This window comes from Paractinoplanes globisporus DSM 43857 (assembly GCF_000379645.1).
GTDB lineage: Bacteria > Actinomycetota > Actinomycetes > Mycobacteriales > Micromonosporaceae > Actinoplanes > Actinoplanes globisporus.
In genome coordinates, this window is sequence record NZ_KB903356.1 from 231,553 (window position 1) to 244,981 (window position 13,429).

The following is a 13,429-nucleotide window of genomic DNA, read 5'->3' on the forward strand; positions in this document are numbered from 1 at the left end:
GGAAGATCGGCTCAGAGCGCGTCGAGGCCGCGCTCGCCGGTACGAACCCGGACGACCTCCTCGACGGCGGTTACCCAGACCTTCCCATCACCGATCTTGCCGGTACGCGCCGAGGTGACGACGGCGTCGACGATCTTGTCCACGTCGATCTCGTCGGTGACCACCTCAACCTTGATCTTCGGAAGGAACTCCACCGTGTACTCGGCGCCCCGGTACACCTCGGTGTGGCCCTTCTGCCGTCCGTAGCCCTGTACCTCGCTCACGGTCAGGCCGGTCACGCCGAGTGCGTGCAACGCCTCCTTCACCGCGTCGAGCTGGTACGGCTTGATGACCGCGGTCACCAGCTTCATGCTCAGTCCCTCTCTCGGAGCAGTCATGGGGGAATTTAACCGGCGACCTTCTCGTCGGCCTTGCTGTCCGCGCCGTCCTTGGACGAAATACCCGCCATCGCGAACGCGCCGCCGGAACCGCCGGCCGGGGTGAAGTCGTACGCGCTCTCGCCGTGGTCCGCCACGTCGATGCCGCTGACCTCGGCGTCATCGCTGACCCGCAGAAGCTTCACGGACTTGATGATCAGGGCGAGGATCGCGGCGACCACGAACGAGTAGACCGTGACCGAAAGGCTGCCCAGGAACTGGTGACCCAGCTGGGTGAGCCCGCCGCCGTAGAACAGGCCCTCGCTGGCGCCCAGGCCGGGGTCGCTGTTGATCGCGGCGTTGACCTGATTGGTGGCGAAGAAGCCGATCGAGAGAGAGCCGAGCCATCCGCCAACGAAGTGGACACCGACCACGTCGAGCGAGTCGTCGTAGCCGAACCGGTACTTCAGGCCGACGGCCAGGGCGCAGACCGCACCCGCGATCAGGCCCAGGATGATGGCCGAGATCGGGGCGATGAAACCACAGGCCGGGGTGATGGCGACCAGGCCGGCGACCGCGCCGGAGGACGCGCCGACCAGGGTCGGCTTGCCGTCCCGCAGCCACTCGACGACGACCCAGCCGACGAGCGCGGCGGCCGTGGCGACCTGGGTGTTGATGAAGGCGAAGACAGTGGTGCCGTCGACCGTGAGCTCCGAGCCGGCGTTGAAGCCGAACCAGCCGAACCACAGCAGGCCGGCGCCGAGCGCGACGAACGGGACGTTGTGCGGGCGCATGTTCTCCCGCGGCCAGCCGACCCGCTTGCCGAGCACCAGCGCGAGAGCCAGTGCCGCCGCACCGGCGTTGATGTGCACCGCGGTGCCGCCGGCGAAGTCGAGAGCGTGGAGCTTGCCGCCGATGAAGCCGCCGCCCCATACCCAGTGCGCGACCGGGATGTAGACGAGCGTGAACCAGCCGAACGCGAAGAGAACCCAGCCGCCGAACTTCATGCGGTCCGACGCGCCACCGCTGATCAGCGCGACCGTGATGATCGCGAACATCATCTGGAAGACCATCACCACGTACGTCGGGATGCCGGTCTTGCCGCCGAGGAAGAGCCACTCCTCGGAGATCGTCCCGGTGCCCGTCCCGAAGTACTGCGAGAAGCTACCGATGATGTTGTTGAGGCCGCTGTTGCTGTTCGTACCGAACGCGAGCGTGAAGCCGTAGATGGTCCAGAGGATGGAGACGAGCCCGATACACGAGAAGCTCATCATCATCATGTTCAGAACGCCCTTGGACCGGTTGAGGCCACCGTAGAAGAGCGCCAAGCCGGGGGTCATGAGCAAAACGAGCGCAGACGACAGGAGCAACCAGGCGGTATTGCCGGTGTTGATCTCCACGCTGCCTCCTCTCGGAATTTAGGTGTCCTCCCACACGACCCACGGGGCAGCGTCGCCAGTCGGCCGGTTCGTGGCGGAAGCCTTCCGGTCCGCTGTTTCGCGCACGGTCTACGCGCGATTTCCGGCACGTGACGGGTTGTTTCGTACGTGTGAAGAAACCCTCACAGGCTGCACCCGGAAACACCGTGAACTGGGGCAATAGCCGCGAGGAAGTAGCGTGAACCGATGCCCGGGTATGTCAACGGGCGATCAACGAAGCGCGTATTCGAGGGTGTGACGCTCGTAATCGAGCAGCCGGAGATCGCGCATCGGCCGCCGGAGATGCCCCTTGTGCACGATTCTGACGAAGGCCGGATCGCCGGCCGCCGCCATCCGCCGGATCCCCTCGACGTGGTCGACGATGCGTTTGCGGATCGTGCGCACCAGCCGGTGCCGGTCGCGCGGGATCAGCCCGTACGCGTCCGCGAACAGCCGCAGCCGGCGCGGGCGGTTCGGCCGCTTCCAACCCAGCGTGTACGAGTCGCGGTCGCTGAACAGCGGCACCCAGGTCCAGGCGGCGTAGGCCACGTCGTAGATGCGGGCGCCCGGCGAGGCCAGGTCGAAGTCGATCAGGGCGAGCGTGCCGTCCGGCCGCCAGACCACGTTGTGCGGGGCGGCGTCGTGGTGGCAGATCACCTCGGTGTCCGGCGGGGGCGGGCCGAACGAGCGCCACACCGCGTTCGGGGGCGGGACGAAGCCGTACTGCGCGTCGTGGAACATGCGCAGCATGGTCGCGACGGTGACCAGCGCTTCCTCGGTCACCCAGTGCGGGGCCAGCGGGTATTCGCCGCACTCGCCGTCGAGGTACGACAGGACCTCGCGGCCCTTCTCGTCCACGCCCAGCGCGTGCGGCGAGCCGGTGAAGCCCACCCGCTCCAGGTGGTTGAGCAGGGCGTGCACGGCCGGGGTCCACGGTCCCGTGTTGCGCCGGACGGTGTCACCGATCCGCGAGACCGTGCTGACGTTGCCGCCGTGCAGCGGAATCTCCCGCACCGGCTCCTGCGTCACCCACGGCCCCCTAGCTCCACCCGACATCTGGTCTTCGAGACTAGCTGTCGGAGCCAAGGAGTGCCTCGACGAAGGCGGCCGGCTCGAACGGCGCGAGGTCGTCCGGACCCTCGCCCAGGCCGACCAGCTTGACGGGAATCCCCAGCTTGCGCTGCACGGCGATGACAATTCCGCCCTTCGCCGTGCCGTCCAGCTTGGTGAGCACGACGCCCGTCACATCCACCACTTCGGTGAACACCCGCGCCTGCTCGAGACCGTTCTGTCCGGTTGTCGCGTCCAGGATCAGCAGGGTCTCGTCGACCGGGCCGTGCTTCTCCACCACCCGCTTGACCTTGCCGAGCTCGTCCATGAGGCCGACCTTGTTCTGCAGGCGGCCGGCCGTGTCGATCAGGACCGTGTCGACGCCGGTGTCGATGCCGCGCTTGACCGCATCGAACGCCACGCTCGCCGGGTCGCCGCCCTCGGGGCCGCGCACGGTCTCGGCGCCGACCCGCTCGCCCCAGGTCTGCAGCTGGTCGGCGGCGGCCGCGCGGAACGTGTCGGCCGCGCCGAAGAGCACGGTCCGCCCGTCGGCTATCAGCACCCGGCCGATCTTGCCGCAGGTGGTGGTCTTGCCGGCCCCGTTCACGCCGACGACCAGCACGACCGCGGGACGGCCGTCGTGCGGGGCGGTCTTGAGGCTGCGGTCGAGGTCGGGCTCGAGCGCCGCGGTCAGCTCCTCGGCCAGCTGCTGGCGCACCTCCGCCACCGTGCGCGTGCCGAGCACGCGTACCCGCTCGCGCAGCCGCGCCACGATCACCTGGGTGGCCTCGACGCCGACGTCCGCGCTGATCAGGCTCTCCTCGATCTCCTCCCAGGCGTCGTCGTCGAGGTGATCGCGGGAGAGCACGCTGAGCAGGCCGCGGCCGAGCGCGCTCTGCGAGCGGGCCAGGCGGGCGCGCAGCCGGACCAGCCGCCCGGCGGTCGGCTCGGGCTGCTCGAGCGCCGGCTTCTCGGCGACCGGCTCCTCGATCACCGGCGGCTCGGCGATCAGCGGCGGCAGCTCGTCGGCCTCGGCCGGCACGATCAGCTCGGGCGCCTCGGTCTCGTCGGCCGGAGGACGCTCGATCGTGGTCGTCGGGGCGGACCCCGGAGGCGGCAGCTCACGGCGGCGCATGCGCGGCACCACCAGGCCGACGACGCCGGCCACCAGGACCACGAGCAGGATGACTGCGGCGACCACGTATTCCATGGCTCAAATCCTGACAGACGAGCCGTCCGCGCGTGGCGTGGGCCGTGCAGTGGCGACATCCGGCACATCTGGCGGAGGATGAGGGCCCCCGAACTGGAGGCTCTCATCGGTGACCGCTCACCTGCTCATCGGCCCACTCCTCCGGCGCGTCGTCGGCACCCGCGCCACGATTTGGGTGGAGACGACCTCGCCGGCCACCGTCCGGGTCGAGGTCGAGGGAGGCGCCGCCGGCACGGCGACCACATTTTCCGCGTACGGGCACCATTACGCGCTGGTAGTCGTCGACGGGCTGACCCCGGGTTCGACCCGCCCGTACACGGTCTTGCTGGACGACCACCAGGTGTGGCCCGCGGCCGGCACGGCGTACCCGCCATCGTTGATCAGCACCCGCCCGGCGGAGGAGAACGACGGCCCGGTCCGATTGATCTTCGGATCCTGTCGGGAGGCGACGCCGCGCGCGACCGCCCGCCGCCTGCCGCCCGACGCGCTGGACGCCTACGCCCGCCGGCTGATGGGCGACCCGGGCGACCCCGAGCTGCGCCCCGACCTGATCGTCCTGCTCGGCGACCAGGTGTACGCGGACAACACGTCGGCCAAGGTCAAGCGCTTCCTGCGCCGCCGCCGCGCCGCCGGCCACCAGGGCCCGGTCGACGAGGTGGTGACCTTCGACGAGTACACGAAGCTCTACCTGGAGTCATGGCGCGACCCGGAGATCCGCTGGCTGCTCGCCACCGTCCCGAGTGTGATGATCTTCGACGACCACGAGCTGATCGACGACTGGAACACGTCCGCCTCGTGGCGTGAGGACATGGCCGCCCAGCCGTGGTGGATCGAGCGGATCGCCGGCGGGCTCGCCTCCTACTGGGTCTACCAGCACCTGGGCAACCTCTCCCCCGACGAGCTGGAGACCGAGCCGCTCTATCAGAAGGTGAGCGAGGCCGAGGACGCCACGGTCCTGCTGCACGACTTCGGCCGCACGGTCGACGGCGCCTCGGTGAACCGTTTCCGCTGGAGCTTCGCCCTCGACCTGGGCCGCACCCGCCTGGTGATGCTCGACAACCGCTGCAACCGGGTGCTGACCCCCGGCGCCCGCGAGATGCTGCCCGCCGAGGAGTGGCAGTGGTTCGTCGACCGGGCACATGGCGACTACGACCACCTCGTCGTCGGCTCGTCGCTGCCGTGGCTGATGCCGCCCGCCATCCACCACCTGGAGGCCTGGAACGAGCGGCGGGCCGACTCGCCCTCGCCCCGGGTCGCGACCCGCGCCGAGAAGATCCGGCGCACCTTCGACCTCGAGCACTGGGCGGCGTTCGGCCGGTCGTTCACGGCGCTGGGCGAGCTGTTCCGGCACCTCGGCGAGGGTGAGGCGACCGGCGGCCGGGTCGGGGCCGGCGGGGCGTACGCCGCACCCGCCACGATCAGCGTCCTCTCCGGCGACGTGCACCACTCCTACGTGGCCGAGGCCGACTACGGCCCCGGCATGCGCACCCCGGTATTGCAGCTGACCTGCTCCCCCGTGCACAACCAGGTGCCCGCCTTCATGCGCCCGATGATGCGTTTCAGCTGGTCGCGACTGGCTGCACGAGGCGTACGCGGCCTGGCCCGCACCGCCGGAGTGCGCCGCCCGGCCTGGCGCTGGCGCCGCCTGGCCGGCCCGTACTTCGGCAACGCCGTGAGCACCCTGCTGTTGACGGGCCCGACCGCCACGGTCCGCGTGGAGGGCACGACGAAGGACGGCCATCTTTTCTCGGTGGCCCAGGTGAGCTATCCCCGGCAGGATGGCGCACGATGACTACCTGGACTGCGCCCGAGGCGCCACGCGAGAGCGAACCCTTCACCGGCCCCGAGCGGCAGATGCTGCAGGGCTGGCTCGACTGGCACCGCCAGACCCTGTTGACCAAGTGCGCCGGCCTGACCGCCGAGCAGCTCAAGACGGCCAGCACCGAGCCGTCCAACCTCACGCTGCTGGGCCTGGTGCGGCACATGACCGAGGTAGAGCGCTCCTGGTTCCGCGTCCGCGCGGCCGGCCAGACCCTCGCCGACGACCTCTACATCAGCGACACCAACGTCGACGGCGACTTCGACGACGTGGCGGACGCCGACGCCGAGTCCAACCTGGCCGCCTTCCGGGCCGAGCTCTCCGAGGCCGACAAGGCGGTGGCCGACCTCGCCCTCGAGCACGAGTTCACCACCAGCCGCGGTTCCACCATCAGCCTCCGCTGGGTCTACCTCCACATGATCGAGGAGTACGCCCGCCACAACGGCCACGCCGACCTCATCCGCGAGCGCATCGACGGCGCCACCGGCGACTAGGCACCTAACTCACTTCGAGGACCTTCTTCAGCAGCTCGATGTGGTGCGGGCCGGTCCAGCGGTACGCGGACAGGCCCGCCGCGCGAGCGCCACGCACCACGCGGTCGTCGTCGTCCACGAAGAGGACGTTGCCGGGGCTGGTGCCGATCGCCTCGCAGGCGAGGGCGAAGAACTCGGGGGCCGGCTTGTGGACCTTCAGTTCCCAGGAGCTGATCACCACGTCGACCTCGTCGGTCAGGCCGAGCGCGTCGAGGTCGGGGCGCAGGCGGTCGGTGGCGTTGGTGGCCAGGCCGACCTTGCGCCCGCCGGCCCGCACCTCGCGGACGAGGGCCAGCGCGTCGGGATCGGGCTCGCCGCGGTACTCCTGCCAGCGGGCCACCGCCTCGGCCGCGGCCGACGGGTCGATGGGCAGGCGCGAGGCGATCAGCCGCATCCACTCGGCGTCGGTGATCTCGCCGGTCACCGCGGGGCGATAGATGTCCCAGGACATCGCCGTCTCCAGCAACGCGGCCGGCTTGAGGCCGTACTCGAGCTCGACGGCGATCATCGGGGCCGGGTCCCAGCGGCGCAGCACGCCGTCCAGGTCGATGAGCAGGGCCTGGGCGCGCTCGCGCGACATGCTGGTTAGTCCTCCGAATCGTGCTTCAGCCGCTGACTGATCACCTGGGTCACGCCGGCGCGCATCGTGACGCCGTAGAGGGCGTCGGCGACCTCCATGGTCCGCTTCTGGTGCGTGATGATCAGCAGCTGGCTGTGCTCCCGCAACTGGTGGAAGAGCGTAATCAACCGGCCCAGGTTGACGTCGTCCAGGGCGGCCTCGACCTCGTCCATGATGTAGAAGGGCGAGGGGCGGGCCCGGAAGATCGCGCAGAGCATCGCCACCGCGGTCAGCGAGCGCTCGCCGCCGGAGAGCAGCGACAGCCGCTTGATCTTCTTGCCGGGCGGGCGGGCCTCGACCTCGACGCCGGTGGTCAGCATGTCCTCCGGGTCGGTGAGCACGAGCCGGCCCTCGCCGCCGGGGAACAGCACCTGGAAGACGACCTGGAACTCGCGGGCCGTGTCCTCGAACGCCGAGGTGAACACCTCGAGGATCCGGTCGTCGACATCCTTGACCACGGTGAGCAGGTCCTTGCGGGTGGCCTTGAGGTCTTCCAGCTGGTCGGAGAGGAACTTGAAACGCTCCTCGAGCGCCGCGAACTCCTCCAGCGCCAGCGGGTTGACCTTGCCGAGCAACTGCAGGTCGCGCTCGGCCTTGTTGGCCCGCTTCTCCTGGGTGGGCCGATGGAAAGGCGCCGGTTCGGGTACGGGTTTGCCGTCCTTCTCGGCCTGTGCGCTCTCGGCGGCGCTCGGCGGCACGAGCTGGTCCGGGCCGTACTCGGTGATCAGGGTGTCGACGTCGAGGGAGAAGTCCTCGGCGGCCTTCGCCTCGAGCTGCTCGATGCGCATCCGCTGCTCGGCGCGGGCCATCTCGTCGCGGTGCACCTCGCTGGTGAGGCGCTCCAGCTCGGACGACAGGCGCTTGGCGCCGGCGCGTACCTCCTGCAGCTCGGCCTCGCGGGCGGTGCGCGCCTGCGCCAGCTCGTCGCGGGCCTCGACGGCGGCGGCGAGCGACACCTCGACCCGGACCATGGCGGTGGCCGCGCCGAGCGCGACCGCCTTGGCGATCTCGGCGCCGCGGGCCCGGGCGGCCCGGCGTGCGGCGGCCCGCTCGCGTGCCTGCCGCTCCGCGTTGGCCTGGCGCATCAGCGAGTCGGCCCGGCCGGCGATCGAGGAGACCCGCTCCTCGGCCGTACGCACGGCGAGCCGAACCTCCATCTCGTTCTGCCGGGCCTGCGGGACCAGCGCGGCGAGCGTGTCCCGTTCCTCGGTGGACGGTTCCTCGTCGATCGGGGTGGACTCGGCGAGCGAGAGCCGCTCCTCGAGCTCGGCCAGGCGCATGAGGTCGGTCTCGCGGGCCGATTCCGCCTTCTGCCGGGCGGCGCCGAGGCGCTCGCTCTCCGCCTTGGCCGAGCGGGCGGCCGCGCCGAGCTCGGCCAGCCGGCGGGCGGCGGCGTTGCGCTCACCCTCGGCGGCACGCTTGGCGGCGGAGGCGACGTCCACGGCCTGCTTGCGCTCGGCGACCTCGGCGCGTGCGTCGACCAGCTGGGCCTTGACCTCGCGGATCGTCGCCTCGGAGCTGGCCCGGCTCGCCTTCGCCTCGTCGACCGCGGCCTGCACCTCGATGTAGCTGGTGGCCTTGCCGGAGCCACCGGCCGCGATGAACGCACCGAGCACGTCCCCGTCGGGAGTGACCGCGCGCAGCTCCGCGTTCTGCGCGACGAGCCGGGCGGCGGCGCCCAGGTCGGGCACGAGCGCCACGTCGCGCAGGACGCGGTTGAGCGCGGGCCGGATCTGCTCGGGGCAGTCGATCACCTCGGGCGCCCAGACGGCGCCCTCGGGCAGCTGCGGGCGCAGGCTCTCCAGCGACCCGCGCATGCCGGGGGCGGCGGGCGAGGCCACCACGAGGGCCGCGCGGCCGGCGTCGGCGATCTTCAGCGTACGCATCGCCTCGATCGCCTCGTCCACGCCGGAAAGCGCGACCGAGTCGGCCAGCGTGCCCAGCGCGGCGGCGACGGCCGTCTCGTAGCCACCGCGGACGGTGAGCATCGAGGCGAGGCTGCCGAGCAGTCCGGGCACCTCGGCCGACTTGGCGAGCAGCGCGCCGGCGCCGTCCTTGCGCCGCAGGCCGAGCGCGAGCGCCTCCTCGCGTGCCTTCCAGCTGGCCGCGTCCTTCTCGGCGGTCCGCTCGGCGTCGGAGAGCTCGCGCACCACGGCATTGGCCTTGTCGAGCGCGCCGACGGCCTCGGCGTGGCGCTCGTCGAGCTCGACGTTGTCGCGATCGGCCTCGGTGGACTCGGCGGCGACCGCGTCCACCTCGGCCTGCGCGGCCTCGGCGCGCATCAGGGCGTCGGTGTGGGCCGCCGCGAGCCGCTCGATCTCTTCCGCGGCTCCTTCCGTACGCGCCCGCGCCGCGTTCACGTTTCCGGTGAGCTTCGCCAGCCCCTCGCGCCGGTCGGCGATCGCCTTCGCGGCCGCCCGCAGCGCGCCCTCGGCCGCCGCGAGCTGGCGTTCCTGCTCCTGCCGCCGCTCGACCGCCTCGGCCAGGCGCATCTGGTCGTCGGTGAGCGCCTCGCGCAGCTCCTCTTCCTGCTCGCGCACCCGCTCGGCCTCGGCGACCAGCTGGTCGGGGTCGCGGCCGGGTCGCTCGTCGTCGGGGGTGGCGGCCAGGTGCCGCAGCCGCTCGCTGGCCAGCTGCTCGGTCGAGCGGAAGCGCTCCTGCAGCGCGGAAAGCTTGTACCAGGTGTCCTGGGCGGCCTGCAGCAGCGGCGCGTCCTCGGCGTGTGCCGCCTCGAGGTCGGCGAGCAGGCGCTGGATCTCCCGGGTCTCCTCCTCGACCTGCTGGCGGCGCTCGCGCATCGCCGACTCGTCGGCGATCTCCTTGTCCAAAGTGGTGCGCAGCGTGTGCAGGTCGTCGGCGAGCAGCCGGAGCCGGGCGTCGCGCAGGTCGGCCTGGATGCCGGCGGCGCGCCGGGCCACCTCGGCCTGCTTGCCGAGCGGCTTGAGCTGACGGCGGAGCTCGGCGGTGAGGTCGGTCAGCCGGTTGAGGTTGACCTGCATCGCGTCGAGCTTGCGGATCGCCTTTTCCTTGCGCTTGCGGTGCTTGAGGACGCCCGCGGCCTCCTCGATGAACGCGCGGCGGTCCTCGGGCTTGGCGTGCAGCATCGCGTCGAGCCGGCCCTGGCCCACGATGATGTGCATCTCGCGGCCGATGCCGGAGTCGCTGAGCAGTTCCTGGATGTCGAGCAGTCGGCAGGCGTTGCCGTTGATCTCGTACTCGCTGGCGCCGTCGCGGAACATGCGGCGGGTGATCGAGACCTCGGTGTACTCGATCGGGAGGGCGCCGTCGTTGTTGTCGATCGTGAGCGTCACCTCGGCGCGACCGAGCGGCGCGCGGCCGGCGGTGCCGGCGAAGATGACGTCCTCCATCTTTCCGCCGCGCAGCGCCTTGGCACCCTGCTCGCCGAGGACCCAGGCGATGGCGTCGACGACGTTGGACTTGCCCGAGCCGTTGGGGCCCACCACACAGGTGATGCCCGGCTCCAGGCGCAGCGTCGTAGCGGAGGCGAAGGACTTGAAGCCCTTGACCGTCAGGCTCTTGAGGTGCACGGATCTCCGAGGGTCGACAACGGGGTACTGGGGTGCAGGCTACCCGTAGCCCGGGTCAGCGGCCCGGCACGCCGCGCTTGACGTGGGGCGCCGCCCTGCAAATCGGACAAAAAGATGCGCGCCGCCACGGGGTGGAGGCGCGCTGTGGGAATGCGTTTTCAGGTGCTGAGGGGGATGGACCGCCGGAGGCCGGCGGCCGGTGAAGCTCAGGTCAGCGCCGGCTCGGTCAGACGCAGGATGTCGTCCGCTTCCGCTGCCGCGGCAGCGAGACGATCGTTTTCCGCCCGGAGGCGGGTGACCTCGAACTCCAGAGCCTGCACCCTGGAACGCAGTCGGGTGACCTCGTCGAGCAGGCGCCGATCGGGCGCCGCACCTACGTGGCCGAAGAGGGCCTTCGCCATGGTGACTCCTTGAGAAGCACTGCTTCTTCTTGGGTGTTGTTGAAACCGCGCGCTCTCATGCGCGCCCAGCGTGCACCACACCTCCATGCACACGGGCACGCGTGGGCACAGAATCGTGCACCCGCGGAACGTGCTCTTAGGTGCAGATGTCTCACGCTCGGAGCAGCGGCCAAAGCTTTGGGCCACTGAAACCGGGCATGAGTGGGCGCGACTGGCGACACCTCCATAGTCCGCCGATACCCACGCTCCGTCAAGCCGTGCACCCGCCGTCGAGCCGGCCAGGCCAGTGAATCTTGCCACCTTGACGTTCTTTACCTGGCCTTACGTTTTGCTTAGCGGGTTTGCTGCCAGATCTGACCGATGCGTACGGTCAGGCCCGTTCGGCACCGTCCGCTCCCGGTTCGGGATCGGGCGGGACGGTGTCGCGGCCGCGCGCCGGCGATGAACGTCGGCATCTCGATCATCGTTTCCGGCCCGACCGGCTCAGCCTCCCTCCTCGCGAGGCAGCCGGCAACGGGACAGGCCCGGGTGGCGCGCGGCCGCGATCGCCCCCGCCGGGAGCCGACGGGCCCGGGTGCCGGTGGCGGGGCACCCGGCCCCGTCGGCGTAAATTTCCCTAATACCGACAAACCAGGCGGCAAATCGGATAAAAGTCGCGCAGATCTGTCGCCTACCCGACAGGGTCTCGTAACTTTTCCGTGCTGTCTCGTTGCCTCCTTCGTGAAATCGACCCCGTCGCACGAGCGCGTCTGCCTGCTCACCGGCGGCGGGTACCCGTACCGGCGGGACGCGCTGAGCGGGTGGTGCCGAACCCTCGTCGAGGGCCTCCGCCGCTTCCGCTTCGACCTGCTGACCGTCACGGACCGCGAACCGCCGTCCGCGCCCGCGTACCCGCTGCCGCTCAACGTCGGCTCGGCCTCGGCCGTGCAGATCGGCCGCGAGCCGGCCCGAGAACGCCGCCGCGGCGACTCCAACGAGACCGGCCGCGGCGCCGCGCATCTGCTCTGCCGCGGGCTGATCGAGGAACGGCATTTCGCCACCGGGCTGCGCGGGCTCGCCGAGCTCGCCGCCGAGCGGCCCGACCCGCTGGCCGGGGTGCCCCTGGCCGACCTGCTCATGGACGCCTGGCGCGGACGGCCCGACGCGGACGAGCCGCCGCTGCCCCGGCTCGGCGCCCGGGACGCCCGCACCGCCGCCACGCTGCTCAAGCACGCGCTCGGGGCGCTGACCGTGTCGCTGCCCGAGACCGATCTCGTGCACTGCGTCGGCGGGACGACGCCGCTGGTCGCCGCGCTGGCCGGCCGGTGGCGGGCCGGGGTGCCGCTGCTGCTCACCGAGGCCCGGGCGCCGGTCGCCCGGCACAAGCCCGCCGAGGAGCGGTTGTCGCCGGCGGTGCGGGCGGTGCTGCGCCGGTTCCGGGCCGCGGTCGCGCGGACGGGATACACCGAGGCGGGACTGATCGCGCCGCTGAGCGCCTACCACCACGGGTACGCGCTGCGGCACGGCGCCGAGGCGAGCCGGCTCGTGCAGGTGCCGGCCGGGGTCGACCCGTCGGAGTATCCGGGCGCGGCCGAGCTGAACACCGACCCGGCCGTGGTGTGGGCCGGCAGCGGCGGGCCGGACAGCGGGCTGACCCCTCTTTTGGCCGCGTTCGAGCAGGTCGCGTCCGCGATGCCGGGGACCGTGCTGCACCTGGTCGGCGTCACCCCGGCGCACGAGGACCACTGCGCCGAGCAGATCGAGCGCACCGGGCTGGGCCGCGCGGTACGGCTGCACCCGTTGCCGGCCGACCCGCGCGACCGGTATACGGCCGGGCACGTCGTGGCGCATGTGCCGGGGCCGGCCGATCCCCCGTACCGGCTGATCGAAGCGATGATGTCGGGCCGCGCGGTGGTGGGGGTCGACGTCGGACCGGCCGCGGAGACGCTCGGCGACGCCGGCGTGCTGGTGCAGCCGGACGACCCGGCCGAGCTGGCGATCGCGATCGTCGGACTGCTCCGGGCGCCGGGCCGCCGCCGGCAGCTGGGTGAGGCGGCCCGGCGGCGGGCGTTGCTGCACTTCACCACCGACCGGGTGGTACGGGTGTACGGCGCCCTCTACACCGACCTGGCCGGGCCGCCACCCGCGCCGGCGTTCGAGCTCGCCCTGGCTGTGCCGGCCCCACGCGCGGAATTGCCGGCCACGCTTCGCTGGCTGACGCCGGCGCCGCGGGAGGACGCGGCCGCTCCCCTGTCGCCGGGCGGCCCGATGCCCGGCGATCGGGACGACCCGTTGGCGGCCGTCCCACCGGCCCGGCACATCGCGAGCGCCGCGCCGATCGCGCTGGACGTCTTCCCGCCGCGCCCGGGCCGGCATGCCGAGCCCGAGCCCGAGCCGGAGGAGGCGTTCGCGGGCGTATCGCCGGCCGGGGCGGGCGAACTCCCGTCCTGGCCGGTCGGACCGAAGGGTGGTGAACAGCTGTGACGATCACGCCGA

The 13,429-nt window shown here is 71.6% G+C and carries 10 protein-coding genes; 3 read left to right on the top strand and 7 right to left on the bottom strand.

The genetic code is table 11. The features are described 5' to 3' along the window. Positions 1-11: 11 nt before the first annotated feature. The 4 genes from A3CQ_RS0147300 to ftsY all read right to left on the bottom strand — a co-directional run bounded on the left by A3CQ_RS0147300 (position 12) and on the right by ftsY (position 4,034). Positions 12-350: a P-II family nitrogen regulator gene (locus A3CQ_RS0147300; protein ID WP_020517993.1), complete on the bottom strand. Its 339-nt coding sequence runs from the start codon at positions 348-350 to the stop codon at positions 12-14. 35 nt (positions 351-385) lie between these two features. Continuing rightward, a complete protein-coding gene (locus A3CQ_RS0147305; RefSeq protein WP_020517994.1) occupies positions 386-1,756 on the bottom strand; it encodes an ammonium transporter in 1,371 nt (456 codons plus the stop codon). 249 nt (positions 1,757-2,005) lie between these two features. Continuing rightward, positions 2,006-2,803 carry a phosphotransferase gene (locus A3CQ_RS0147310; protein ID WP_020517995.1) on the bottom strand — a complete coding sequence of 266 codons (798 nt, stop codon included), beginning with the start codon at positions 2,801-2,803 and terminating at the stop codon, positions 2,006-2,008. A 40-nt stretch (positions 2,804-2,843) separates the two neighbouring features. Further along, a complete protein-coding gene (ftsY, locus tag A3CQ_RS0147315; protein WP_026206999.1) occupies positions 2,844-4,034 on the bottom strand; it encodes a signal recognition particle-docking protein FtsY in 1,191 nt (396 codons plus the stop codon). A gap of 109 nt (positions 4,035-4,143) precedes the next feature. Here ftsY and A3CQ_RS0147320 point away from each other — a divergent pair, with 109 nt between their 5' ends. Both A3CQ_RS0147320 and A3CQ_RS0147325 read left to right on the top strand, forming a co-directional pair. Then, a complete protein-coding gene (locus tag A3CQ_RS0147320) occupies positions 4,144-5,826 on the top strand; it encodes an alkaline phosphatase D family protein (protein WP_020517997.1) in 1,683 nt (560 codons plus the stop codon). Further along, positions 5,823-6,347: a DinB family protein gene (locus A3CQ_RS0147325; RefSeq protein WP_020517998.1), complete on the top strand. Its 525-nt coding sequence runs from the start codon at positions 5,823-5,825 to the stop codon at positions 6,345-6,347. The genes A3CQ_RS0147320 and A3CQ_RS0147325 overlap by 4 nt, the downstream gene beginning before the upstream one ends. A gap of 4 nt (positions 6,348-6,351) precedes the next feature. Here A3CQ_RS0147325 and A3CQ_RS0147330 read toward each other — a convergent pair whose 3' ends face one another. From A3CQ_RS0147330 to A3CQ_RS0147340, 3 genes are all read right to left on the bottom strand, one after another. Beyond that, positions 6,352-6,966: an HAD family hydrolase gene (locus A3CQ_RS0147330; protein WP_020517999.1), complete on the bottom strand. Its 615-nt coding sequence runs from the start codon at positions 6,964-6,966 to the stop codon at positions 6,352-6,354. A gap of 5 nt (positions 6,967-6,971) precedes the next feature. Then, the gene (gene smc, locus A3CQ_RS0147335; protein ID WP_020518000.1) at positions 6,972-10,553 is read right to left on the bottom strand and encodes a chromosome segregation protein SMC; all 3,582 of its coding nucleotides are present in this window, start codon (positions 10,551-10,553) and stop codon (positions 6,972-6,974) included. Between the two features lie 206 nt (positions 10,554-10,759). Continuing rightward, entirely contained in the window at positions 10,760-10,954 is a 195-nt protein-coding gene (locus A3CQ_RS0147340) for a hypothetical protein (RefSeq protein ID WP_020518001.1), read from the bottom strand. A gap of 720 nt (positions 10,955-11,674) precedes the next feature. On the opposite strand from A3CQ_RS0147340, the gene A3CQ_RS0147345 reads away from it, so the two are divergent. Further along, the gene (locus A3CQ_RS0147345) at positions 11,675-13,417 is read left to right on the top strand and encodes a DUF3492 domain-containing protein (protein ID WP_020518002.1); all 1,743 of its coding nucleotides are present in this window, start codon (positions 11,675-11,677) and stop codon (positions 13,415-13,417) included. Positions 13,418-13,429 lie beyond the last annotated feature (12 nt).